This is a genomic window from Sphingorhabdus sp., assembly GCF_035329025.1.
GTDB lineage: Bacteria > Pseudomonadota > Alphaproteobacteria > Sphingomonadales > Sphingomonadaceae > Sphingorhabdus_B.
Genome location: NZ_DAOLHN010000016.1, coordinates 1 through 24,980, shown reverse-complemented (window position 1 = coordinate 24,980; position 24,980 = coordinate 1). Strand labels below are relative to the sequence as shown.

The following is a 24,980-nucleotide window of genomic DNA, read 5'->3' as shown; positions in this document are numbered from 1 at the left end:
TAGCTATGAGTGAACCAGCACGTTCCCGCGCAGTCCTTTCAACCGAGGACTTCAAGCTGATCCGCAAGGCGCTCGCGCAATATCTGCCCACTGTGGAAGATGGCGAAGAATCGAAGAAATTCGCCCGCCTCTACCACCGCTTGGGGAGCGCCGCCAAACTGGGCTGAACGAGTTTTCCTGGGGAGGAAAAACTGCCTTGGGCCGCCGGTAAAATTACCGGCGGCCTTTTTCTATGCAAACGCCAATCAATCGTTTTTTAACGATAAAGCTCTAGAAAACCGGCTGTATTTCGCGAAACTGAGGTTGATCATGGATAATATCCAGAAAAGCGTCGTAGCCGTCCTGTGCGTTGCCGTATTTGCTGCGTTGATTATACCATCTGAAAGCAGCGTCAAAACCGAACAGGCTAGTGCGCCTGAAGCTCCGGTGCCCACGCCGCAACCTGTAGTTGCTCAGGAAACTGCCGATGCACCGGCAGAGGGCGATGAATTTGCGGAGCAAGAAGAAGCTGAATTTCCTGACGAGTTTGAAACATTCGGGCAACCGATGAACGACGCCCAACCTTTGGGCACGAATTCAAACTCAAGTGAAACACAATCCCAGCAGACGAATTTGCCGGCAGGTGCCCTCAACGGACAATCGGCGAACGTGGGTCAAAATTATGCTGATCAGGTGGCAGCTGGCTCAACCGGCGCGCCGATACGCACCAACCAACCCGTCGAATAACGCCCAGATAATCATCCTGCATTTAACGCATGAAAAAGGCCGCCGCGCAGCATGCGCAGCGGCCTTTTCAATATCCATTGCAATCAGGCGAGGTCGAACCTGTCAGCGTTCATGACCTTTACCCATGCCTTGACGAAGTCGGCGACGAACTTCTGCTCATTGCCTTTCTCCGCATAGACTTCGGCCACTGCGCGCAATTGCGAGTTGGAGCCAAAGACGAGGTCGGCCCGCGTTGCGCGCCAACGCTCTGTGCGACCGCCGCGTGTGTAACCGACAAATTCCTCATCCTGGCTGCCTTCAACGGCCTCCCAGAAAGTATCCATGTCGAGCAGGTTCACGAAAAAGTCATTGGTCAACTGGCCAACGCGGTTGGTGAATACGCCATGTGAACGCCCCCCATGGTTGGCACCCAGCACGCGCAGACCACCAACGAGAGCCGTCATTTCCGGAGCTGAAAGACCGAGCAATGCCGCGCGATCAATCAGCAATTCTTCGGTCTTCACCGAGAATTTGTTCGACAGATAGTTACGGAAACCGTCGGCGCGAGGTTCGAGCACGTCGAAGCTCTCGACATCGGTCCATTCCGCAGTCGCGTCACCACGGCCACCGGTGAAGGGAACGGTGACGTCATAGCCGGCATCCTTGGCAGCCTTTTCGACCGCCGCGCTGCCTGCCAGCACGATTGCATCGGCCATCGACAAAGAACCACGCAGTTCATCAATCTTTGCAAGCGTCGCAGCCAGCTGCTCGGGTTCGTTTACAGCCCAGCCATTTTGCGGCGCCAAGCGGACGCGCGCTCCATTTGCGCCACCACGGTGATCGCTCTTGCGATAAGTCGATGCTGATGCCCAAGCTGCTTTGATAAGATCGCTGGCAGCGACACCGCTAGCAAGGATCTTGGTCTTGAATGCAGCAACGTCTGCGTCCGAAGGCATCGTGCCTGCGGGAACCGGATCCTGCCAGATCAGGTCTTCCTTCGGCACTTCCGGACCATGATAGCGGGCTTTGGGGCCCATATCGCGGTGACATAGCTTGAACCATGCACGTGCAAAGGCATCGTCAAGTGCCGCCTGATCATCACGGAAGCGTTCGGAAATCTTGCGATACTCCGGATCCATCTTCAGTGCCATGTCGGCTGTGGTCATCATCGTCGGCACACGCTTCGAAGGGTCGCGCGCATCGGGGGCCAGATCTTCCGGATCGGGATCGATGGGCGTCCACTGCTGTGCGCCAGCTGGGCTGTGGACGAGCTTATAGTCATATTTGAACAACAAGCGGAAATAGTCACCGCCCCATTTGATGGGGTTATTCGACCATGCGCCTTCGATGCCGGACGTCGTAATCTTGCCCGATGCAATTTGCTCCGGATCCGTCGCCCAGCCAAATCCCATCTTTTCCAAAACTTCCGACTCGGGGCTTGCGCTCAACTGGTCAGCGGGAATTGCGCCATGTGCTTTACCAAAAGCGTGGCCGCCTGCAGTCAGTGCAACGGTTTCTTCGTCGTTCATCGCCATGCGCGCAAAGGTAATCCGCATGTCGCGTGCCGACAAAAGCGGGTCAGGATTTCCGCCCGGGCCTTCCGGATTGACGTAGATCAGACCCATCTGAATCGCAGCCAGAGGATTTTCGAGATCGAGCTGCTTCTCCGGCTGGATGCGGGTTTCGGCACCCTGGTCGACCCAAAGATCTTCTTCACCCCAGTAAATGTCTTTTTCGGGTTCGTAGACGTCGGCTCGGCCGCCGCCGAAACCGAATACTGGTCCACCCATCGACTCGATGGCGACATTGCCTGCGAGAATGAACAGGTCAGCCCAGCTGATTTTCTGGCCATATTTCTGTTTGATCGGCCACAAAAGGCGACGCGCCTTGTCCAGGTTGCCATTGTCGGGCCAGCTGTTCAGCGGAGCAAAACGCTGCTGACCACTATTGGCGCCACCGCGGCCATCAGCGGTGCGATAGGTGCCTGCAGCGTGCCAGGCCATACGGATGAATAAAGGACCATAATGGCCATAATCGGCCGGCCACCAAGGCTTGCTGTCTGTCATCAGCGCTGTCAGGTCAGCCTTTAGAGCCTGATAGTCGATCGACTTGAACGCTTTGACATAATCAAAGTCCGGCCCCATCGGGTCGGGCGAAACGCCGCCCTGGTGCAGGATGTCGACGGGAAGAGCTTCAGGCCACCAATCCTTGTTGGTACGGCCCAGCAGCGAGCGCGCTGCATCCTTGTGGACCGGGCAACCGCCGCCGGTGTTGATGGGAGTTTGGTCGTTCATGGCTTTTCCTATCCTGTTTATGAGTTCGCGTTCTGGTGCGTCAGACAGCACTATAAGTTCAAACTATCTCAACCCCATGACAATACCATCGAGTTTTTCCTTGCACTGTTATCGACTAAATCGATTGCTTGAGTGCCAAAGTTCCAATTTTTCGAAAATGCGGCACATTTTGGCTATTGAGCTGTCCAGCCCCCATCCATCGAGAGATTGGCGCCGGTGATAGCTCCTGCCGCATCGCTGCACAGATAGACTGCCAGCGAAGCCAACTGCTCCACCTGCACAAATTGCTTCTGCGGCTGCGCGGCGAGTAACACGTCGTTTATCACCTGATCGCGTGTCAGCCCGCGTGCTTTCATAGTATCGGGGATCTGGTTTTCTACCAGCGACGTCCAGACATAGCCCGGGCAGATATTGTTTACGGTGATGCCATCACGGGCGACTTCCAACGCTATGGTCTTAGTAAAACCGGCAATACCGTGTTTTGCGGCGTTGTACGCGCTCTTGAACGGCGATGCGACGAGACTGTGCATCGAACCGGTGTTAATGATGCGGCCCCAGCCCTTTTCCTTCATCGCGGGCACAACCGCCTTGGTAGTGTGGAAAGCAGACGACAAAATTATTGCGATAATTGCATCCCATTTGTCCTCCGGGAAGCTGTCGACTGGCGAAACATGCTGGATGCCGGCATTGTTGATCAATATGTCAGGCGCGCCCAATTTGGCGGTGCAATCAGCGACCATCGCACGAATTTCCTCCGGCTTAGTCATGTCCGCTGGCGAGTAAAGCGCACCTGCATTGCTGGTGCGGATCAGTTCTTCAACATGCCCCTGAATTTCAGCCGCATCGCCAAAGCCGTTGATCATCACGCTGGCACCTTCGGCGGCCAAGGCACGTGCATAGCCAAGGCCTATGCCCGATGTGGAGCCGGTAATCAGAGCGGTTTTGCCTTTGAGAAACATGGGAGAAGTCCTTTGCGGTACTGTTTGTAAATACGCCTTCTTCCTTGCGCTTTTGCAGCAAAACCGCAATGCTTGATTGAACGCGAGTAGGGAGAATCGCCATGCGTCTCGACGATCTGGATCCAAGCAGCAACACCCGTGACCACGGCACCGGTGGCGGAGGTTTCAGCATGGGTGGCGGCGGTGGCGGCATGGGCTCGCTGATATTCGGGCTGCTTCCTCTATTGTTCGGTCGAAAAATGGGATGCGGCACATTGCTGATTTTGGCTGTTGTCGGCTATTTTGTATTTTCCAGTGGCATGCTCAATCTGAGTGGCAGCGAAATGGCGCCAACTGAAACAGCACAGCAGAGCGCGGGCGGCAATCAGGCGTGCGACACGCAGGAAGAGCTGTTTGCTTGCCGCGTTCTCAAATCGACCGAGGACACATGGGGCGCACTGTTCGCGCAAGCTGGCCAACGTTACCAGCCAACGACACTCAATTTCTATCAGCAGGGCACACAATCAGGCTGCGGCTCTGCACAATCGGCAATGGGGCCATTCTATTGCCCTGCTGACCAAGGTGTCTATCTCGACACGACCTTCTTCCAGCAAATGCAGCAGATGAGTGGCGGCGGCGATTTCGCTTATGCTTATGTCATCGCGCATGAAGTCGGGCATCATATCCAGAATTTGACGGGCGTCGCTGATCAGGTTCGCCGCGAACAGGCACGCGCAAGCCAGGCCGAAGGCAATGCTTTGCAAGTGCGGATGGAGTTGCAGGCAGATTGCTATGCCGGTGTTTGGGCAGCCAAAAATGCTGCTCGCATCGAAGCTGGGGATATCGAAGAAGGCATGCGTGCCGCCCATGCAATCGGCGATGACAAGCTTATGCGCGATGCCGGACGCGCTCCCGTCGAGAGCATGTTCACGCATGGCACGAGCGAACAGCGGATGGCAGCGTTGAAACAGGGTCTACAAAGCGGTGATCCCAATAGTTGCGACTATTTCGGCGGCGCATCCTGACCTTCAATGCGTCTCTCCGATTGCCACAATGTTGAAGATTTCCGGCGGCTGGCAAAACGCCGCCTACCCTCGCCTGTCTTTAACTATATCGACGGAGCGGGTGATGATGAGGTAACCAAGGAACGTAATACATCGTCGTTCGACGATTGCGACCTTGTGCCCAATGTTCTTGCCGGTGTTGAAAACATCGACATGTCGGCAACCGTGATGGGCAAGAAAATCGGAATGCCGTTGTTTCTCTCTCCGACAGCGTTGCAGCGGCTGTTCCACTGGCAGGGGGAACGCGCGGTGGCGGCTGTGGCCGAGCGCTTCAACACCTGGTTCGGCATTTCGAGCCTTGCGACGGTCAGCATCGAAGAGGTCGGTGCTGCAATCAAGACGCCCAAGATGTTCCAGCTTTACATCCATAAGGACAAGGGGCTGAACAGGTCGATGGTCGAGCGCTGCAAGGCAGCAAATTTCGATGCCATCACGTTGACGGTAGACACCATAGTAGCTGGCAATCGCGAACGTTGTTTGCGTACCGGCTTCACCTCTCCGCCGCGCTTCACACCTTCTTCGGTGCTGAGCTATGCCACACACCCCGGCTGGGTGATGAACTATCTGTTCCGCGAGAAATTTTCGCTGCCCAATCTTTCAACGCATGTCAGTGAGGGTACCAATGTCGCGGTTTCGGTGGCGGATTATTTCAACACCATGCTCGATCAGTCGATGGACTGGAAAATGGCCGAGGCGATCCGCGCCGAATGGGGCGGGCAATTTTGCCTGAAGGGTGTGATGTCGGTCGAGGATGCCAAGCGCGCAGTAGATATAGGAGCGACGGCGATCATGGTTTCGAACCATGGCGGGCGGCAGCTCGATGGCTCGCGTTCGCCCTTCGATCAGATCGCCGAGATCGCCGATGCCGTAGGCGGGAAAATCGATATCATTTGCGACGGTGGCATAAGGCGCGGAACGCATGTGTTGAAAGCGCTCGCGGCAGGAGCAACGGCTTGCTCGGGTGGCAGGCTGTATCTTTATGCTTTGGCGGCTGCGGGCGAACCCGGGGTTGACCGTGTGGTCGGCAAGCTGCGCGACGAGATCGAACGCGGCATGAAACTCATGGGCGTCCGATCCGTCGCTAAACTTGACCGCTCTATGCTGCGTTGGCGGTAGGCTCCTCGCCGCCCCGCTTTGCTCCCCAATCGATGTGCCGGGTTGCCCACATCACCACCGCGAGGGCGACAAAGAGCAGGATCGATCCAATAATCAGAGCATAGGCTTCAAGATTGAGCAGGACGTAGAGCGTGGCATACAGCCCGACCAGCAGCCCGCCGATCACCCGCGCGCGCAGCCAGCTTTTCAGTACCGCTGCGGAATAGGCAGTCAGCAAGCCGGTAATCGCGCCACCCGCCAGCAGATAAGCCCAGGTGAAGCCGATGACCTCGGCAAAGGCGAGCAGCATCACGAAGAACAGCACTAGCCCTGCCCCGGTCAGCAGATATTCTGCTGCCGCAACCTTTGCCCCGCCGACCACGTCAAACATCAGGAAAGCGAGGAAGGTGAAGCCGATGAACAGGAAGCCATATTTCACCGAACGATCGACCTGGCTGTAAAGGTCAACAGGTTCGATAAGGCCTATCGTGGCGGCTTGCGAAGGTCCGCCCACGGGCTGCGCACTGGCCGATGAAGCCACCATCGGTGCGACATAGCCGCCATCAAGCTGCGGCATGCCGAGGTCTTCTTTCAGCACAAGAGACTGGCCAAGAGCCAGGTTGGTAACCTTGTGCGCCGAAGAAAAGCCCTTGTCCGAAATCGTGCGCTTGGTCGGGAGGAAATCACCGGCAAAGCTTGGGCTGGGCCAAGTCGACTTGACTTCCCAACTGGTTTCCTTGCCACGCGGTACCATTGTCAGCGATTTGTTGCCGCGGAAGGCATAGCTGTAATTGACGTTCAGGGGCGTCGTGCCATCCCAGTCGATGAAGGTAAAAAACCCTGAATTGCCTGAGGCCGCCAGCCCCTTGCCCGGTTGCAATTCCAGTGCAGTTCCATTGACTTGCACTTTGCTGTCCGCCTGCAATCCCCGCGCATCCGAAATACCAAAGCGCAATTCAGCTCCGGCCAGGTTGAGGCTATCACGGGGGATGCCGTAGCGGGCGAAATCGGCTGGCAGTGCAAACCGCGCACTGCCGCTATTTTCGGCAACAAACAGCACGCTTTCATAGATCGACTTCTTCTTCCGCTCGGGGCGAAGGTCGGTCTTCATCGCGTTGGTTTCAGGCGAAAGAAACAATTCGCGCTGCACCCGCACGGTCCGCGTTGTCTGTTGGCCATTTTCGGTCACGGTTTCGACATTGTCGGTGGTGTAAGGAATGACCAGCACCGGCCCGACCACAACCTGCGGCCCGCCCCAGCCTGCAGCAATCGAGGTCTGGGCGGTATTGGCCTGTTCCTGCCTGTCCCAAGACAGTGCAAAAACCATCATCAGTGGGATGGCGAGCACAAGGCCGATCAGCCCCGCAAAAAACAGTTTGAAACCGGGAGAACGTTCGGTGGCCATAAGAGCTGCTCCTCTCCACTCAATTCATCGATAAATTTGCACGCTTCATCTGCGACCGCCAAACTGAACGGCGAGTGAACGCCACCATCAATTCGCTGTACTGATAAGAAACCAGATTGCGACCGCCGCGATCAACAGTGCACATGCCTTCCGGACAAGAACAGCATTTTGTCCTCGCTCAAACCACTCATGCGCCCGCCCGGCCAGCAAGGCGAGCAAGAGGTGCACAAGCGTCGCCACAGCGACATAGGTCGCGGACAGCAGCAGCGTCTGCGGCATAATCGGCGCAGCACTATCGACATAGCTGGGCAGGATTGCCACGAAAAACAGAGCTGCTTTCGGGTTCAACAGGTTGAGCAAAAGCCCGTGGCGAAACCAGCGCACATTGCCGTTGTGGGCATGTTCGGGCGAAACGTCGCTCTTTCCTTCCCACGCTTTCCAGGCAAGCCAAAGCAGATAGGCTGCCCCTGCGTAGCGCAACAGAGCAAACAAATGGGGAGAGGCCTTCGCCAATTCTGCCAGCCCGAAGGCCGCCGCTGCTCCGACAACGGAAAGACCCAATGCAATGCCTGCAGTGGCTGCCAGCGCAGCCCGTTTTCCAACGCTAGCACCGGTCAACGCAATCCAGGCCATATTGGGGCCGGGCGTTAGCTCGATCAGAATTGCGGTAAGCAAAAAGGGAAGGAAATTGGACGTGAACATTCACCCTGCCTATGGCAGCACCCACGGCCACTGTCGATTGCTGCTTGGCATTTTCGGGGCGGCGTGACTAGATGATCGCGATGACAGCTTATTCCATTCTCGATCTCGTATCCGTCGTTGAAGGCGGAACAGTGCCACAGGCGCTGGCCAATGCCGCTGATATGGCCGCTTATGCGGAAAGCTTGGGCTTTACCCGTTTCTGGGTAGCCGAACATCACGGGATGAAAGGCATTGCCAGCGCGGCGACCTCGGTCGTTATCGGCCATATCGCTGCCGCCACTCAATCGATCCGCGTCGGCGCAGGTGGCATCATGCTGCCCAACCATGCGCCACTGGTGATTGCAGAACAATTTGGGACGCTCGACGCCCTACATCCTGGGCGTATCGATCTCGGGCTGGGCCGTGCTCCAGGCAGCGACCAGCGCGTCGCCCACGCCATCCGACGCACGCTCGACAGCGATCCCAATGCGTTCGTCCGCGATATTGTCGAGCTGCAAAGCTATTTCGCAGACGATGGTCGCACCGGGATCAGTGCAACCCCCGGGGCTGGAGCTGATGTGCAACTCTATATCCTCGGTAGCAGCCTTTATGGCGCTCAAGTCGCGGCACTGCTTGGCCTGCCTTATGCTTTTGCCAGCCATTTCGCGCCGCAATTGCTAGACGAAGCGCTGCATATGTATCGCAGCAGCTTCAAGCCGAGTGCGGTGCTCGAAAAACCCCATGCCATGGTGGCGATGAACATCATCGCGGCGGATAGCGACGAAGAGGCAGAATATCTCGCCAGTTCGATCCAGCAAAGCTTTGTCGGCCTGCGCACCGGCAACCCTCGCCAGATGCAACCGCCCGTCGAAGGCTATAAAGCCGGTCTGCCCCCGCATATCGCCACGATGCTGGACGAACTGCTGTCGTGCAGCGCGATTGGCTCGCCCAATACGGTTGCGCAGGGGATTGCGAAGTTCATCGACCGAACGCAGGCCGACGAAATCATCGTCGCCTGTTCCATGTTCGATCATGAAAAGCGCAAGCGCAGCCTGGACCTGACGGCCCAGGCTTTCAATTCGCTTTAGTAAACGCGCGCCTTGGGCTTGATATACTCGACCTCATCGGTCAGCGTATAATCGTGCACGGGGCGATAGTCCAAAGTGACCTTGCCGCCCTTGCCGCCCCAGCCTTCGAACCAGCTGACGGTGTGCTTCATCCAGTTCTTGTCGTCGCGATCGGGGAAATCCTCATGCGCGTGCGCGCCGCGGCTTTCCTTGCGGGCGTTGGCACCTTCGATGGTGCAGATCGCCTGGCTCATCAGATTGTCGAGTTCGAGCGTTTCGACAAGATCGGTGTTCCAGATCAGGCTGCGGTCGCTGACCGAGATGTCCTGCATCCGCTGGTTCACCTTCTGCATGATTTCGCAGCCCTCGGCGAGCAACGCGCTGTCACGGAAAACTGCCGCATGCTTTTGCATCGTCTGCTGCATCTGCAAGCGCACTTCGGCGGTGGGTGAACCACCCTTGGCGTTGCGGAAATGGTCAACGCGAGCGAGTGCCAAATCGGCCGAATCCTTGGGCAACGCCTTTTGCGCAGCATTTGACTTCAGCGTTTCCTTGAGGTGCAGGCCGGTTGCGCGACCGAACACCACGAGGTCGATCAGCGAGTTCGATCCCAGACGGTTGGCCCCATGGACAGACACGCACGCCGCTTCACCAACAGCATAGAGGCCGGGAACAACAACTTCAGGGTCTTCGCCCTTCTTGGTCACAACCTGGCCGTGATAGTTGCAGGGTATACCGCCCATATTATAGTGAACGGTCGGGCAAACCGGCAGCGGTTGCCGCGTCAGGTCTACGCCCGCGAAAATCTTGCCGCTCTCGGTGATGCCCGGTAGGCGCTCTGCCAGCACCTTGGGATCGATATGGTCGAGGTGCAGGTAGATATGGTCCTTGTTCGGGCCGACACCACGACCTTCGCGCATTTCTAGTGCCATTGAACGCGACACGACGTCACGCGACGCAAGATCCTTGGCCGAAGGCGCATAGCGTTCCATGAAACGCTCACCCTCGCTGTTGGTCAGATAACCGCCCTCGCCGCGCGCACCTTCGGTGATCAACACGCCTGCGCCGTAAATACCGGTGGGGTGGAACTGGACGAACTCTAGGTCCTGCAACGGAAGGCCAGCGCGCAATACCATCCCACCACCGTCACCGGTGCAGGTGTGGGCGGAGGTTGCGCTGTAATAAGCGCGGCCATATCCGCCAGTGGCCAGCACAACCGATTGCGCCTTGAAACGGTGGATGCTGCCATCGTCCATGCACAGCGCAATAACGCCCCGGCACTCACCATCTTCCATGATCAGGTCGAGCGCGAAATATTCGATGAAAAAGTCTGCATCATATTTCAGGCTCTGCTGATAAAGCGCGTGCAGCATGGCGTGACCCGTGCGGTCAGCGGCAGCGCATGTGCGCTGCACCGGCGGGCCTTCGCCCATATTCTGCATATGGCCGCCAAAGGGGCGCTGGTAGATTGTGCCGTCGGCGTTGCGCGAAAACGGCACGCCGGCATGCTCCAGTTCGTAAACAGCCGCTGGAGCTTCACGCACCATATATTCGATAGCGTCCTGGTCACCCAGCCAATCCGAACCCTTGACGGTATCGTACATGTGCCAGGTCCAGTGATCGGGCGAGTTGTTCTGGAGCGAGGCAGCGATCCCCCCCTGAGCCGCAACGGTGTGCGAGCGCGTCGGGAACACCTTGGTGATGCAGGCGGTTTTCAAACCAGCTTCGGCAGCGCCCATAGTCGCGCGCAGACCCGAACCGCCTGCACCGACAACAACGACATCATAGGTATGATCGATGATCTTATAGGCTTCAGACATCAGGCGGGCACTCCGGCAAAGGCATGCTTGGCGACCATGAAAATGCCAAATGCGGCGGCGCCAATTACGTAAAAGTTCAAAAGGGTCAGCGCGGCAAATTTGTTGCCGTCGTCATGCACATAGTCCTCGATGAGAACCTGCAGGCCGAGGCGGACATGCCAGAAGATGCTGACCAGCATCAGGATCATGGGCACGGCAACCGATGGCTGGGCCAGCCAGGCAGCGACAGTCTCATGCTCAAAATTTGGCAACAACAATAGCGACAGCACCAGCCAGCTGGTGAGTAGCAAATTGCCGACAGCGGTCAGGCGCTGATCGATCCAATGCTTGCCGCCATGCTTGGCCGAGCCAAGCCCGCGAACGCGCCCGAGGTTGGTTCCGTTACCCATCTCAAATCCCCATAAAACGCGAAGCGACCAGCATCGCAACCAGCGCCGTTGCAGTCAGCGCCGCAATAAACACCGCAATAGACCAAGTGCGCACTGTGGTCAGTTCATAGCCGGCACCGAGATCCATCAACAAATGGCGGATGCCCGAGAAGAAATGCTGAAAAAAGCTGTATGTCACTGCCAGTCCGAGCAAGCGGAAGAACCAGTTAGCGGAAGTTTGCAGGCCCGTGGCTTCGGCACCCGCAGATACTACCCAGGATTGGAAGCTAGCATAGCTTTCCGGCCCACCCGCAATAGACGCAATCCACCATAGCAAGGTCAGCATTCCGGCAGTTGCGAGCACAAAGCCTGTCGCGCGGTGGAAGATGGACACCGCCATATGCGGCCCCCAGCGGTAGATCTGCAAGTGCGGCGAAATCGGCCGGTTCGGATTCTGCGCCATCGGCTAAGCTTCCCTGTTCAAGTTTGCGTCGCTCTTTACCGCTTTGAACCGTCTGCGCAAGGTGCGGGATACGGAATTTTGCCTGCCATGGATAACCGGGCGTTAACCAATCCCGCTTAACTTTGCACACCTAACAAGATGTAACGTGCAGGTCGCAATTCGGGAGTTCGCAATGTCGGATATGGAAAAGTCACTTTCGGCTGAGTTTGACACGATCGTCAAAGCCTTTGATTTTGATGGTCAGATGGCGTCGAAGTGCCGTGACTTGCTTGCGATCGTCGATGACGAAATGGATGCCTTTGCTTCCTATTATTGGGAATATTGGACAAGTTTCGGAGATACCGAACAGCTCCGCAATCCGGAATATGTGGCTGCAATGGTCAAATCGACCGCGAACTATATCCGTGAGCGCATGCGCGACATCAAAGGGACGATGTGGCGAGAATATCTGAAGGCACAGATTATTGCTGCTTGCAAGGATCGGGTTCCGCTGGGGCATTTGCTGGCCGCATCGACGCGTGCCAGCCAGCGCTATTTCGACATTTTTGATGCCAAGCTCGAAGCCAATGATCCGGCGCGCGACAGATTGATAAAGACCGTGCACGATTTTACAGCGGTAGAACTTGCCGTCACATCAGCCTGTTACGTCCATTATCAAAAGATCGTCCAGCGCGAACAGAAGGAAGGCTACACTGCCCAATTCGAAAGCGAGATCGGTTCCAGCACAGCTGAGATATCGGAACAGGCTAACATTCTCCGCCAACAGGCTGCAGCTAGCACTGCGGTTGCCCAAGGTATGCTTAGCAAGGCTTCAGAAGTAGCTACTGCATCCGAACAGTCTGCCGTAGCGATGCGCGAAGCGGCCCAAACTGCGGCTGGATTGATCCGTGCGATTGAGGATACGCGGAGCGAAGTTGAAACCGCGGCAGATGTTGCGAATCGCGCCACCGAGCGCGCTCAGGAAGCGGTTGAAGCGACCGACACTCTTTCAGAACAGTCGAAGTCGATCGAATCTATCCTTGGCCTGATCCGCGATATTGCAGGCCAGACTAACCTTCTCGCTTTGAACGCCACTATCGAAGCAGCGCGCGCTGGCGATGCCGGTCGCGGCTTTGCAGTTGTCGCGCAGGAAGTGAAAAGCCTCGCCAACCAGACCGCCGAAGCGACTGATGAAATTGCCGGCAAGATTACGGCTATCCAGAATGCCACCAAGGCGTCGGTCGAATCAAATGTCGCCATCAAGACTGCGGTTGAGGATGTGCAACATAGCGCAGAACGAATCCGCCATGCGATGGAAGAACAAGCCCAGACGGTGACCATGATCACGGCATCGGTCGATGAAACTGCACTCGCCGCAGACCTGATGTCGAACACCATCGCCGCAATCCGCGCCGATACGGAAAATGTCGTCTCGGAAATCTCGCAACTTGAAGCCGGGTTTGGCGATGTCGAAGGCAATATTTCCTCGCTGCAGGCCAATGCCGGAAAATTTGCCGCAAATCTGGTTCGCTAATCAGCGCATTCGCTAAGCAAGGTTGAATTTCATTGCCCGCTGTGGAAGGCAGCGGGCATGACCTTGCATATCTTAGTAACGGGCGGATCGCGCGGTATCGGCGCGGCCATTGTCGATGAGCTCGGCGACGACAACGTCCTCGTCCACGCAACTTCGAGCGCGCATGGCGACTTGAGCGATCCTACCGTTCCATCCGAAATCTGGCACAATGCGTTGCAGGAAATGGGCGGACGCGTTGACGTGCTCGTCAACAATGCAGGTGTGTTTGAAGCCAATCCGATCGATCTCAGCGATATCGAATGGCTCGATGGCTGGGAGCGGACGATGGCGATCAACTTGACGGCTTCCGCCCAGCTTTGCCGTCTTGCGATCCTCCACTGGCAGGCACTGGGCCAGGAAGGCCGGATCATCAATGTCGCCAGCCGAGCCGCCTATCGCGGCGACAGCCCTGCGCACTGGCATTATGCCGCATCAAAAGGCGGGATGGTCGCGATGACCAAGAGCATCGCCCGCGGTTTTGCCGCGCAACAGATCTATGCTTTTGCGATCTGCCCCGGCTTTACGATGACGGGAATGGCCGAGGACTATTTGGCAAGCCGCGGTGGTGACAAGCTTCTGGCCGACATACCCCTTGGACGGGTGGCGATGCCGGAGGAAGTGGCAACGCTCGTCCGTTTTTGCGCGCTGGAAGCTCCGCCATCGATGACTGGGGCGGTACTCGACATAAACGGAGCCAGCTATGTTCGCTAAATCGGTTGCAGCCCTTGCTCTCATTGGAACAGCCCTGACAGGTTGTGCCGCGAACAGTGGTACGCAGTCCGCCGCAACTGCCAAGTTTGAACCCATCGCCAAAGCCTGCGAAGGCCGCGATGGTTGGGGTGATCCTGCTCCACCGGCGCATGTCTATGCCAATGTATACATGGTAGGAACCTGTGGTATCGTTTCACTATTGATCACGACGCCACAGGGCCATTTCCTAATCGATGGCGCAATCCCGGAAGCAGCGACCGAAATCGCTCAAAATATCCGCGATCTCGGCTTCGATCCGAAGGATGTGCGTTATCTTTTGAATTCCCATGAGCATTTTGATCATTCTGGCGGCTTGGCAGGATTGAAACGGATCACTGGCGCCAAAATGGTTGCCCGTGCCGAGGCCAAGGATGCTCTCGAAAGCGGCACTGTGCATCCTTTGGATCCCCAAAGAGGGCTTTTCGATCCAGTCGAAGGGGTCAAAGTGGATCAGATAATCCGCGACGGCGAAACGCTGAAAATCGGCAATCAAGTTCTAACCGCGATTGCCTCGCCTGGTCATTCGCCCGGTGGCACAAGCTGGCGCTGGCAAAGCTGCAACAATGGAAAATGCTTAAACATCGTTTTTGCGGATAGCTTAAGTGCTGTTTCGGCGGACGATTATCATTTTAGCGACCATCCAGAATATATAGCGCCTTTGCGGGCGACCATCTCAAAAATCGCCTCGTTCGAGACTTGCGACATTCTGATCACCCCGCATCCTTCGCAAAGTGGTTTTTTCGAGCGTCTTAATGGCGACGAGCCGTTGATCGACGCGACATCTTGCTCTCAATATGCGGCGGGCTCGCTGGCAAGACTTGAAAACAGGCTCGCCAAAGAAGCCGCAAAATGAACTGGAAGCTTACCCTGCCCTGCTCGCGCGCCGAGGCAGAGGCGATGCATGAGGATGATGAATGGCTTGAGCAGTTCGAAAACCTGCCGACACTTGTCGCCGATGAGTTGGAGGCCTTTAACGACGTGAAATGGTCGATACAGGCCTATTTCAATGTAATGCCTTCACAGCATGATACTATACTGCTTGAAAGCCGATTGGGCGCAAAAGCTATTGTCGAGAAGCTCCCAGACGAAGATTGGCTAACGCTCAGCCAGACAAGCATCGATCCGGTGCATGCCGGGCGGTTCTATGTTCACACGTCAACCAACAAGGGCTCCATCCCCGCAGGCGCGAAGTCCTTTCTGATAGAGGCCGGACAGGCTTTCGGAACTGGCGGGCACGAAACGACCAGCGGGTGCCTTGCCATGCTTGACCGGTTGCACCGTAGCGGAAAACGCTATCATCATATTGCCGATATCGGCACTGGAACAGGCCTGCTGGCTTTCGCTGCACTACACCTTTGGCCACGGGCAATGGTGACCGCATCGGACATCGATCCCGTAAGCATAGATGTGACACGCGAAAACGCCTCTGTAAATGGCGTCTCCTTAGGCCGGAGAAGCGGCCAGGTCGCGCTCTATGTTGCGACAGGAACCGACCATCCGGGAATTGCTGCCCGCGCACCCTATGACCTGCTGATTGCCAATATCCTTGCAGGACCACTGGTGGAATTAGCCCCAAGTTTCGCCTCAGTCATCGCTGAAGGCGGCACATTGATCCTTGCCGGTTTGCTCGACACGCAAGCCGATAAGGTAGCCAGCGCCTATCGACGCAACGGCTTCCTGCTGGTCGACCGTCAGGATAACGGCGACTGGCCATGCCTGCGTCTGGTCAAGCGCCGACACTATGGATATCGCCGCCCGATCCACGCGTCAGGCCGCACCAGCCAGCCACCGGGCGATTTCGGTACCTGGTAGCGACTACCGGCCAAATCCCGTTTTGCGCTCGCCTGCTTGAGCGTCGATAATTGTCACATGAACGCGCAACCCGACGCAAGCCAGATGGCCATCGCACGCGCGACGCGCGAACGCGAATTGCTGAGCGATGCGCTGGGCCGGGTTGGCATCGGCGACAGAAAAGCGTTCGAATTTCTCTATCGGCGAACCTCGGCGAAACTTTTTGGCGTTTGCTTACGTATCTTCGGTAACCGGAACGAAGCCGAGGAAGCCTTGCAAGACGCCTATCTGACCATCTGGAGCCGTGCCGCCGCCTTTGACAGGGACAGAGCGAGCCCGATCAGCTGGCTGGTTGCCATCACGCGCAACCGCGCGATCGACAGGCTTCGCGCGCGCGACAAGGGCAAGCCTGTCGATCTCGAGGAAGCTTTGGCCATTCCCGATCCCGCACCCGATGCAGAAAAGCGATTGGAGGAAAAAGACGAAGCCCGCGTTGTGGATAGCTGCATAGAAAGACTCGACGATCGCGACGCCAATTTTATTCGCGCGGCCTTCTGGAACGGGCGGACCTATGCCGATCTTGCCGTTGCTGAATCGACACCGCTGCCAACGGTGAAAAGCCGCATCAGGCGTGCGCTGATCAAGCTGCGCCATTGCCTTGAGGGCATGAGCTGATGCGCTTGACCGATGAGGATATCGCAACCGCTGGCGAACTTGCATTGGGCCTGCTCGATAAGGCCGAGGCAGCACAGGCGCGCGCTCGACTTGCCGATGATCCCGAGTTTGCGACCGAATATGCCAAATGGCCAGACCGCATGACAGCAATGGAGCCGCTGATTGAGGACGCTCCTTCGCCCGCTGTCTGGTCGCGGATCGACGCTGCGATCGCTTCCCAACCGCGTCAGGACAATGCGGGCACTCACCTTCGCATCTGGCAAGGATTGACGGCCGCTTCATTCGCCGTTGCACTGGTGCTTGCGACCGTGCTGTGGCGCCAGCCCGAGACGCAACTTGTCCCGGCACAGCCGCAGATTCTGGTCGCAGCGATTGGAGCAGAAGGTGGACGCGAAAGCGTCGCCGCCAACTATTATCCGCAAACTGGGGCGTTGCAGATCATCCCGATTTCGCTTGATACAGGTAAGCTCTATCCCGAATTGTGGATCATACCGGAAGATGGCGTCGCAAGGTCGCTTGGCATGATCGACCCCTCAAAACCTGCTGTTCACTCCATCCCAGAAGCGATGCGACCGCATTTGCACAAAGGTGCGCTGTTCGCGATTACACCCGAACCAGCAGGCGGTGCACCGAACGGAAAGGCAACCGGACCAGTGATCGCCAAAGGTGCAATCGACACCATCTGAAAAAATTTTTCGTTCCGCTGCATCCATCTCGCTCGTCATTCCGTAACTGCGTCCGACATGTACATCCCCCACATGTCTTGCAGAAGGAAAGACCATGAAAAAGAACCTCTTCAAGATTGCAATTGCAACTGCAGCCATGGCTTCGGCCGCAACCGTTGGCCATGCGCATAACCATGGCCATAGCGGCCATTCGATGGCGGCGCCGAAGACCAATATCGTCGAAGCGGCCGTCGCTACGCCTGATCTCTCGACCCTCGTTACCGCTGTCAAAGCGGCTGGTCTGGTCGATACACTCGCCAGCCCCGGCCCCTTCACCGTGTTTGCGCCCACCAACGCTGCCTTTGGCAAGCTCCCTGCTGGCACTGTCGAAACGCTGGTTAAGCCTGAGAACAAGGGCACGCTGACCACCGTTCTGACCTATCATGTTGTTGCGGGCACCTTTGACAGCAAGGCTATCGCTGCCGCGATAAAGAGCGGTAATGGCAAGGCAACGCTCACCACGGTTCAAGGACAGAAGCTGACTGCATCCATGTATGGCGACAAGCTGATTGTTACCGATGCCAAGGGTGGCAAATCGACCGTCGCCCTCGCTGACCTTCGCCAAAAGAACGGCGTTGTCCACGTCATCGACAGCGTGTTGATGCCGTAACGCCCTTGTTGGCGACCGGTACTCCGATCCCCCCTCCCATCAGCCGGTTGTCAACCACGCCCCCTCCCCATTCGGGAGGGGGCTTTTCATTTGGCCTTGGAATGTGCGTAAGTCTGTGTGCCGTGCGTTATGACGTCGTCTTGGGGCAGGATATCGGCAATCGGAATATCGGGTAGCGATTCCAGTTGCGTATAAAGCGGTGCGAAATCGGTTTCGACCGTGACCTTCAGCAGATGCTCGAGTGACGGGATGACAAAATAATTCTGCTGGTAATCGTCGATCCGATATTCGGTGCGCATCAGGCGCAAAAGATCAAACCGGATCCGGTTGGGGCTCGGATCGTCGAGGCAGAAGATGCTCTCGCCATAGCTGGACACAATCCCAGCGCCGTAAATACGCAAGCCTGCTGGCTCCTCGATCAGTCCGAACTCGACGGTATACCAATATAGCCGCGCCAGCTTGTGCAGCGCGCCAAAGCCAAGGCTGCGCAGACCACCCTTGCCATAGGCTACCATATAATCCGCAAACACCGGATCGGCGAGCATCGGGACATGGCCGAAGACGTCGTGGAAGACATCAGGTTCCTGCAGATAATCGAGCTGTTCGGGGGTGCGGATGAAATTGCCGGCAGGAAAGCGACGGTTGGCGAGATGGTCGAAAAACACATCGTCGGGAACCAGACCCGGTACAGCCACCACCTGCCAGCCCGTCGCCGCCATCAGGCGTGAATTCAGTTCGCGATAGTCGGGAATCCCTGGCTTTTCGAGCTTCAGAACATCGATCCCGCGCATGAAGGCATCGCAGGCCCGACCGGGCAGCATTTCCGACTGACGTGCGAACAGCCGGTCCCACATCGCATGCTCATCGGCCGAAAAGGCCTCCCAAGATTGCGGAATTGTCCAATCCGGATTTGCGCCCGACGGCGGAGCATCATAGACATGGGTAAAGTCGGCCATGAAAGATAGTTACACTTGAAACTGTTTCGCATCAACAGCGTTGGTACTGCTTTGCGGGCTTTGATTAGCTGGCCGCTGCTTGTGATCGGCCTCTACTTCTTGGCGGCTTTTGCAGGCAGTTCCATTCCTGTAAACTCCGATTGGCGCGAACCTGATCAGGGCATACCGGTTTTTGTCGAAACCAATGGCGTTCATGTCAGTCTGATCGTCCCGATGTCCGCCGCTGGCGAAGATTTCTCGGATCTCATCCGTCCAGAGCATCTGTCAGACAGCAATATTTACGGCACCCATGCCATGATTGGTTGGGGCCATGGCCGTGTCTATCGGAACGCCCGCACCTGGGGTGACGTCAAAAGCGGTGACATAGCATCTGCGATCATCGGCTCTGACGAAACCACGCTCCATATCTACCACGTCATCGATCCACGCCCTGCCTCGCATCGCAAACGCTTTTTGGTGAGCCAACAGGCATATAAAAGCATTATCGCGTCCATCCGATCCACATTTCGTCTGACCACCGGCGGGCGAAGCAAGGCCTATCCTGCTTATGGAGCGAACAACCTGTTCTATGACAGCAAAGGCCATTATTCGGCCTATACCACGTGCAACGAATGGACCGGTGCGGTGCTTCGAAAAGCGGGTATTCGCATGGGCATCTGGACGCCTATGCCCGGCGGGGTGATGCGCTGGTTTGACTAGCCGGCGGAGGCAACAATCGCGGCCCAGGCGGCTTCGTCGATAACCTCTATGCCCAGTTCCTGCGCCTTTTTCAGTTTCGAACCCGCGCCAGGGCCAGCCACGACAAGATCGGTCTTGGCGGATACCGATCCTGCCGCTTTCGCGCCCAATGCCTGCGCCTGCGCCTTCGCCTCATCGCGGCTCATCGTTTCGAGTGCGCCGGTGAAGACCACGGTCTTGCCGGAAACCGACGATGCCTTGACCTCAACGACATAGTCGGGCGGCGAGACCTGCTGCAGCAGGTCTTCCCAAACCTCAACATTGTGCGGTTCGTGGAAGAATTCGCGCAAGGCTTCCGCCACCACGGGCCCTATGCCGTCGATTTGGGTGAGTTCGGCCTCGCCCGCTTCCGAAGTTGCCACTTCGCGCAAGCGCGGAAGTGTCTGGAAGTTCTTCAACAGGTCGCGCGCAGTAACGGCACCAACGTGCCGGATGCCCAAACCGAACAGCAAACGTGCTGCGTCTGGCGCTCTTTTCGCCTCAATGGCATTCAACAGGTTGTCCACAGACTTTTCCTGCCAGCCCTCGCGGCCCAATATCTCGGCGCGATGCTCTCGAAGACGGTAGATGTCTGCGGGTGAATGCAACCAACCAAGGTCAAAAAATTCCTGGATGGTCTTTTCGCCCAGCCCTTCGATATCGAGCGCGGCCCGGCTGACAAAATGCTTCAGCCGTTCAACCCGCTGCGCCGGGCAGATTAGTCCGCCGGTGCAGCGGACATCAACTTCGCCTTCCTCGGCGACGGCTTCGCTTCCGCATTCTGGGCAGTGATCGGGGAATTGGTAATCGGGCAGTGTTGCATCACGGGTCAGATTTTCGACGATCTGGGGGATTACATCCCCTGCCCGCTGCACCTTCACCCTATCACCGGGACGCACGCCCAGTCGCGCGATCTCATCGCGATTGTGGAGGGTCACGTTCGAGACGACGACCCCACCAACAGTCACCGGCTTCAACCGGCCTACCGGCGTCAGCTTGCCTGTGCGTCCAACCTGGATATCGATTGCTTCGAGCGTCGTCTCGGCCTGCTCCGCCGGGAATTTGTGGGCAATCGCCCAGCGCGGCGCCTTGGCGACAAAGCCCAATCGCTCCTGCCAGTCGAGACGGTCGACCTTATAGACCACGCCATCGATGTCATAAGGCAGGTCTGCACGCATGCGCTCGATCTCTCGATACTGCGCCAGCGCGCCCGACGCACCATCGACAGGCTTCAGAAAAGGCGAAACCGGAATGCCCCATTCCGCAATAGCCTGCATGACGCCAAATTGGTTGTCCGCGGGCATGGCGCTCGCCTCGCCCCAGCCGTGCGCCAGGAAACGCAAGGGCCGGGATGCCGTCACTTTTGGATCCTTTTGCCGCAGCGATCCTGCCGCAGCATTGCGGGGATTGGCAAATTGGCGGGCTTTTTCGGGATCTTCCGCCTCGGCCAGCAACCGGGCATTGAGCGCCTCGAAATCGGCCTTCGCCATGAACACTTCGCCGCGGACTTCAAAAACCGCCGGAACATTGCCGGACAAGCGATGCGGAATATCAGCTATCGTTCGCACATTGGCGGTCACATCTTCCCCAACTTGCCCGTCGCCTCGCGTGGCCGCCTGCACCAGTTCGCCATTTTCATAGCGCAACGAACAGGACAGGCCGTCAATCTTATCCTCTGCCGTCAGCGCGACCGACGTATCGGCAGGCAGATTCAGGAAGCGCCGTACGCGCGCCACGAAATCCTCGACATCCTCATCCGAAAACGCATTGTCGAGGCTCATCATCCGCTTGGCGTGCGTCACCTTGCTCAGTGGTGAGGCCTCCACGGCCGCCCCAACCTGTGCATTGGGGCTGTCCGCACGAACCAGATGCGGAAAAACCGCTTCCAGTTCGTTATTCCGCCTGACGAGCGCATCGAACTCAGCATCCGAAATCTCGGGTGCGTCATGCGCGTGATATAGCTTGTTATGATGCGCAATCGCCTTGGCCAGACGCATCAATTCGTTGGCAGCTTCGGCTTCGGAGAGGTTTTCAAACTCGCTCACACCCCCTCCATCAGCCGTGCAGCTTGGGCGCGCGCCTCATCAGTAACTTCAGCTCCGGAGAGCATTCGGGCAATTTCCTGTCGGCGCCCCTCAGAGTCGAGACGCGTTACACCGGTGCGCGTCACCGTGCCTTCGCTCGACTTGGCAATGAAATAATGCGCCTGCCCTTTGGCTGCGACCTGCGGGCTGTGGGTCACGGCAAGGAGTTGCTTACCCCCGCTGGCAAGACGGGCGAGACGTTCACCTATCGCCGAGGCAACGGCACCGCCTACCCCGCGATCAATTTCGTCGAAGATGATAGTTCCGGCCCCGCCCTCTTCGGCCAATGCAACCTTGAGCGATAGGATGAAGCGCGATAACTCCCCACCCGACGCGATTTTCGCCAGCGGTGCAAAGGGCGCGCCAGGGTTGGTCGAAATGAGGAATTCAACACGATCCATGCCCGATGCAGTCCAACGATCTTCCGGAAGCGTTTCCACGGCAGTCTGAAACTTCGCCGCGTCCAGTTTGAGCGGTGCCAGTTCCGCAGCAACCGAAGCATCGAGGCGCTTGGCGGCGTCCGTTCGCTGCGCGGACAATTCAGATGCCGATTTGCGATAGGCTTCGGCATGACGGGCAACTTCCGCCTCCAGCTTGGTCAGCCCTTCTCCACCCGCCTTGATGGCATCCAGTTTCGTCGCAAGCTCGTCAGTCAGCTTCGCCAACTCTTCAGGGCGGACATTGTGCTTGCGTGCCAAGCCGCGAAGGTCAAACAACCGCACTTCGATGGCATCAAGCCGTTCGGGATCGAAGCTCAAGGCTTGAGTCGCGGCGATCAACTTGTCCTCGGCTTCGCTTGCCTCAATGACGGCGCGATCCAGCGCGGTCAGGGCTTCAGCAAGCAAGGCATGTTCACCTGCAAGGCGATCAAGCTTTCGTGCCGCGCTACGCAGTTTTGCGAGACCGCTTTCTGAACCTTCAAAGGCTTCCAGCACTGCACGCAAATCTTCGGCGATGCGTTCGCCCTTCTGCATGTCGGCGCGTTCAGTCGCGAGCAGTTCTTCTTCGCCCTCTTCGGGTGCAAAGCGGCGCAATTCGGCGACGGCGTGCTCCAGCCATTCGCGATCGCGAGCGGCATTGTTCAGTGCCTCTCGGGCACTATCGAGCCGGGCCTTTGCCTCTTGCCATGCTTCAAAATGCCCCGACACCAATGCCGTATCGCATCGGCCAAAGCTATCGAGCAGCGCCCGGTGCCCACGCGGGTTCAGTAAGCCGCGATCATCATGCTGGCCGTGAATTTCAACCAAGTGAACACCTGCATCGCGGAGCAATGCAGCCGAACAAGGCTGGTCATTGATGAACGCCTTGCTGCCGCCATCAGCACGAACCGAACGGCGTACCATTACCGGTTCTCCGGCTTCGATAACGATGTCGTTTTCGGCGAGCAGTTTCAGGACATTGATCGGCGCATCGAAACTGGCCGTCACCTGTGCCTTGTCAGCACCTGAACGAACAAGCCCGCTGTCAGCGCGAGCGCCCAGCGCCAATCCAAGCGCATCAAGCAAGATCGATTTACCTGCGCCAGTCTCACCGGTGAGAACACCGAGGCCTGCTTCAAATTCGAGGTCAAGTGCCTCGATCAGCACCACGTCGCGGATCGAAAGGCCCGTCAACATAGCGGCAATGTCACGCTCCGGGAGCGTGTTTCTGCATCAGGTCGTATGCGCGCTGATACCATTTGCTGCCGGGATAGTTGGCACCCAAAACCGCAGCGGATCGTTTGGCTTCTTCCGGGATACCCATCGCGAGATAGCTTTCAGTCATGCGATACAGCGCTTCGGGAGCATGGGTCGTGGTTTCATATTTCTGCACGACTTCCTTGAAGCGAAGCGAAGCCGCAAGCCATAGTGCACGACGCTGATAGAAACGGCCGATTTCCATTTCTTTGCCCGCAAGATGGTCACGGACAAGGTCGATCTTCAAACCGGCATCAGCGGCATAACGCGTATTGGGATAGCGCCTCTGCACCTCACCCAGCGCAGAGAGAGCTTGCTCGGTAATCTTCTGGTCGCGGGTTACGTCGCTGATCTGCTCATAATAATTCAGAGCAATCAGATAATAAGCGTAAGGCGCATCCTTGTTGCCCGGATGGATCGACAGGAAGCGGCGAGCCGAAGATGTGGATTCGTTATATTTCTGCGCCATGTAATAGCTGAACGCACTCATCAACTGCGCACGGCGCGCCCAGGGCGAATAAGGATGCTGGCGCTCCACTTCGTCAAACAATGCAGCTGCAATTTGATACTGCCCTTTATCCAGCTTTTCCTTCGCCGCCATGTATAGCGTATTGACGTCACGCGCGACGTAACGGGTATCCGAGCCACCGCCACCTCCGCCAAGCCCCAATGAGGAGCATCCTGACAGTAATAAGACGGACATACCGAGCGCGAGTGGTGCGATAAGCTTTTTCTGCATGGGCATCCCTTAATGGCACTTGGCGCCGTCGCCAAGGCTTTTGCGCTTTCTTTATTCGCAGGTCTGTATCCGCGATGAACCAGTTCGCAAGAAGACAGCCGATACAACGAAAAAGGGCCGCCGAAGCAGCCCTTTCCCTTAGTCTCTAGCTGAAAGATCAGTCTTTCAGGAAATCCGGAACATGGTTCGGATCTCCGCCTTCTCCGCCTTCCGAACGCTCCCGACGCGGGCCGCGATCACGTCCGCCGCCGTCACGACGCGGTCCACGGCCACGATCGCCACCTTCACGGCGGGGACCACGGTCTCCGCGGTCGCCACGATCCGAACGCTCACGCGGTTCGCGAGGCGGGCGGGTGTCTTCCAATTCTTCACCGGTTTCCTGATCGACCAGACGCATTGACAGGCGAACCTTACCACGCGGGTCGATTTCGAGGACCTTGACCTTGACGTCCATGCCTTCGCTGACAACATCGGTCGGCTTTTCAACGCGCTCGTTCTTCATTTCACTGACATGGACGAGACCGTCCTTACCACCCATGAAGTTCACAAACGCACCGAAATCAACGATGTTGACGACCTTGCCGTCATAGATTTTGCCGACTTCAGCTTCTTCGACGATGCCCGAAATCCATTTGCGGGCGGCTTCGATCTGCGAAAGGTCGCTCGACGAAATCTTGATCAGGCCTTCATCATCGATGTCGACCTTCGCACCAGTGGTGGCGACGATTTCACGGATGACCTTGCCGCCGGTACCGATGATGTCACGGATCTTCGACTTGTCGATCTGCATCGTTTCGATGCGCGG

General features: G+C 57.3%; 25 protein-coding genes. 13 read left to right on the top strand and 12 right to left on the bottom strand.

Going from position 1 to position 24,980, the window contains the following annotated elements:
* Positions 1 to 5: 5 nt before the first annotated feature.
* The gene (locus PKC81_RS06155; protein ID WP_298600070.1) at positions 6 to 167 is read left to right on the top strand and encodes a hypothetical protein; all 162 of its coding nucleotides are present in this window, start codon (positions 6 to 8) and stop codon (positions 165 to 167) included.
* A 142-nt stretch (positions 168 to 309) separates the two neighbouring features.
* Complete coding sequence (locus tag PKC81_RS06150; RefSeq protein ID WP_324334159.1) at positions 310 to 726, top strand: hypothetical protein; 417 nt, start codon at positions 310 to 312, stop codon at positions 724 to 726.
* 83 nt (positions 727 to 809) lie between these two features.
* Here the strand turns inward: PKC81_RS06150 and katG are convergent, their stop codons facing one another.
* Both katG and PKC81_RS06140 read right to left on the bottom strand, forming a co-directional pair.
* Entirely contained in the window at positions 810 to 2,999 is a 2,190-nt protein-coding gene (gene katG, locus PKC81_RS06145) for a catalase/peroxidase HPI (protein WP_324334158.1), read from the bottom strand.
* 173 nt (positions 3,000 to 3,172) lie between these two features.
* Entirely contained in the window at positions 3,173 to 3,958 is a 786-nt protein-coding gene (locus PKC81_RS06140; RefSeq protein WP_324334157.1) for a 3-hydroxybutyrate dehydrogenase, read from the bottom strand.
* Between the two features lie 101 nt (positions 3,959 to 4,059).
* Here PKC81_RS06140 and PKC81_RS06135 point away from each other — a divergent pair, with 101 nt between their 5' ends.
* Together PKC81_RS06135 and PKC81_RS06130 are read left to right on the top strand one after the other, a co-directional pair.
* On the top strand, positions 4,060 to 4,962 hold the full coding sequence (locus tag PKC81_RS06135) for a neutral zinc metallopeptidase (protein ID WP_324334156.1): 903 nt from the start codon (positions 4,060 to 4,062) through the stop codon (positions 4,960 to 4,962).
* A 6-nt stretch (positions 4,963 to 4,968) separates the two neighbouring features.
* The gene (locus PKC81_RS06130) at positions 4,969 to 6,117 is read left to right on the top strand and encodes an alpha-hydroxy acid oxidase (RefSeq protein ID WP_324334154.1); all 1,149 of its coding nucleotides are present in this window, start codon (positions 4,969 to 4,971) and stop codon (positions 6,115 to 6,117) included.
* On the opposite strand, the gene creD is transcribed toward PKC81_RS06130, so the two are convergent.
* On the bottom strand, positions 6,098 to 7,501 hold the full coding sequence (gene creD, locus PKC81_RS06125; protein ID WP_324334152.1) for a cell envelope integrity protein CreD: 1,404 nt from the start codon (positions 7,499 to 7,501) through the stop codon (positions 6,098 to 6,100). The genes PKC81_RS06130 and creD overlap by 20 nt on opposite strands.
* A gap of 87 nt (positions 7,502 to 7,588) precedes the next feature.
* The gene (locus PKC81_RS06120) at positions 7,589 to 8,203 is read right to left on the bottom strand and encodes a LysE family translocator (protein ID WP_324334150.1); all 615 of its coding nucleotides are present in this window, start codon (positions 8,201 to 8,203) and stop codon (positions 7,589 to 7,591) included.
* Positions 8,204 to 8,283: 80 nt separating this feature from the next.
* On the opposite strand from PKC81_RS06120, the gene PKC81_RS06115 reads away from it, so the two are divergent.
* Positions 8,284 to 9,270 (top strand): LLM class flavin-dependent oxidoreductase, encoded by a 987-nt coding sequence (locus tag PKC81_RS06115; protein ID WP_324334149.1) that lies wholly within the window; start codon positions 8,284 to 8,286, stop codon positions 9,268 to 9,270.
* Here PKC81_RS06115 and sdhA read toward each other — a convergent pair.
* Genes sdhA through sdhC form a run of 3 tightly spaced genes read right to left on the bottom strand, consistent with a single transcriptional unit; the run spans position 9,267 to position 11,900 of the window.
* Complete coding sequence (gene sdhA, locus PKC81_RS06110; protein ID WP_324334147.1) at positions 9,267 to 11,069, bottom strand: succinate dehydrogenase flavoprotein subunit; 1,803 nt, start codon at positions 11,067 to 11,069, stop codon at positions 9,267 to 9,269. The genes PKC81_RS06115 and sdhA overlap by 4 nt on opposite strands.
* Positions 11,069 to 11,458 (bottom strand): succinate dehydrogenase, hydrophobic membrane anchor protein, encoded by a 390-nt coding sequence (gene sdhD / locus PKC81_RS06105; RefSeq protein WP_324334145.1) that lies wholly within the window; start codon positions 11,456 to 11,458, stop codon positions 11,069 to 11,071. The genes sdhA and sdhD overlap by 1 nt, the downstream gene beginning before the upstream one ends.
* A 1-nt stretch (position 11,459) precedes the next feature.
* Positions 11,460 to 11,900, bottom strand: a complete 441-nt coding sequence (sdhC, locus tag PKC81_RS06100; protein ID WP_324334143.1) for a succinate dehydrogenase, cytochrome b556 subunit — start codon at positions 11,898 to 11,900, stop codon at positions 11,460 to 11,462.
* Between the two features lie 172 nt (positions 11,901 to 12,072).
* Between sdhC and PKC81_RS06095 the strand changes: the two genes are divergently transcribed.
* The 7 genes from PKC81_RS06095 (at position 12,073) to PKC81_RS06065 (ending at position 18,003) form a co-directional block, all read left to right on the top strand.
* Complete coding sequence (locus PKC81_RS06095; protein WP_324334140.1) at positions 12,073 to 13,413, top strand: methyl-accepting chemotaxis protein; 1,341 nt, start codon at positions 12,073 to 12,075, stop codon at positions 13,411 to 13,413.
* Positions 13,414 to 13,470: 57 nt separating this feature from the next.
* Entirely contained in the window at positions 13,471 to 14,163 is a 693-nt protein-coding gene (locus PKC81_RS06090; RefSeq protein WP_324334138.1) for an SDR family oxidoreductase, read from the top strand.
* On the top strand, positions 14,153 to 15,055 hold the full coding sequence (gene bla / locus PKC81_RS06085) for a subclass B3 metallo-beta-lactamase (RefSeq protein ID WP_324334136.1): 903 nt from the start codon (positions 14,153 to 14,155) through the stop codon (positions 15,053 to 15,055). Before PKC81_RS06090 ends, bla begins: the two co-directional genes overlap by 11 nt.
* Entirely contained in the window at positions 15,052 to 16,014 is a 963-nt protein-coding gene (locus PKC81_RS06080; RefSeq protein ID WP_324334134.1) for a 50S ribosomal protein L11 methyltransferase, read from the top strand. Before bla ends, PKC81_RS06080 begins: the two co-directional genes overlap by 4 nt.
* A 57-nt stretch (positions 16,015 to 16,071) precedes the next feature.
* Positions 16,072 to 16,668: a sigma-70 family RNA polymerase sigma factor gene (locus PKC81_RS06075; protein WP_324334133.1), complete on the top strand. Its 597-nt coding sequence runs from the start codon at positions 16,072 to 16,074 to the stop codon at positions 16,666 to 16,668.
* Complete coding sequence (locus PKC81_RS06070) at positions 16,668 to 17,354, top strand: anti-sigma factor (RefSeq protein ID WP_324334131.1); 687 nt, start codon at positions 16,668 to 16,670, stop codon at positions 17,352 to 17,354. Before PKC81_RS06075 ends, PKC81_RS06070 begins: the two co-directional genes overlap by 1 nt.
* Before the next feature lie 94 nt (positions 17,355 to 17,448).
* Positions 17,449 to 18,003 carry a fasciclin domain-containing protein gene (locus PKC81_RS06065; protein WP_324334129.1) on the top strand — a complete coding sequence of 185 codons (555 nt, stop codon included), beginning with the start codon at positions 17,449 to 17,451 and terminating at the stop codon, positions 18,001 to 18,003.
* Between the two features lie 86 nt (positions 18,004 to 18,089).
* On the opposite strand, the gene phhA is transcribed toward PKC81_RS06065, so the two are convergent.
* Positions 18,090 to 18,959: a phenylalanine 4-monooxygenase gene (phhA, locus tag PKC81_RS06060; RefSeq protein WP_324334127.1), complete on the bottom strand. Its 870-nt coding sequence runs from the start codon at positions 18,957 to 18,959 to the stop codon at positions 18,090 to 18,092.
* 15 nt (positions 18,960 to 18,974) lie between these two features.
* Here phhA and PKC81_RS06055 point away from each other — a divergent pair, with 15 nt between their 5' ends.
* On the top strand, positions 18,975 to 19,658 hold the full coding sequence (locus PKC81_RS06055; RefSeq protein ID WP_324334125.1) for a DUF2459 domain-containing protein: 684 nt from the start codon (positions 18,975 to 18,977) through the stop codon (positions 19,656 to 19,658).
* Here PKC81_RS06055 and ligA read toward each other — a convergent pair.
* The 4 genes from ligA to PKC81_RS06035 form a co-directional block, all read right to left on the bottom strand.
* Positions 19,655 to 21,721, bottom strand: coding sequence for an NAD-dependent DNA ligase LigA (gene ligA, locus PKC81_RS06050; RefSeq protein ID WP_324334123.1), 2,067 nt, complete (start codon positions 21,719 to 21,721; stop codon positions 19,655 to 19,657). The genes PKC81_RS06055 and ligA overlap by 4 nt on opposite strands.
* Positions 21,718 to 23,376, bottom strand: coding sequence for a DNA repair protein RecN (gene recN, locus PKC81_RS06045; RefSeq protein ID WP_324334121.1), 1,659 nt, complete (start codon positions 23,374 to 23,376; stop codon positions 21,718 to 21,720). The genes ligA and recN overlap by 4 nt, the downstream gene beginning before the upstream one ends.
* Positions 23,377 to 23,386: 10 nt before the next feature.
* Positions 23,387 to 24,175, bottom strand: a complete 789-nt coding sequence (locus PKC81_RS06040) for an outer membrane protein assembly factor BamD (protein ID WP_324334119.1) — start codon at positions 24,173 to 24,175, stop codon at positions 23,387 to 23,389.
* Between the two features lie 157 nt (positions 24,176 to 24,332).
* Positions 24,333 to 24,980 (bottom strand): S1 RNA-binding domain-containing protein (locus PKC81_RS06035; RefSeq protein ID WP_324334117.1); only part of this gene is annotated, 648 nt, incomplete at its 5' end.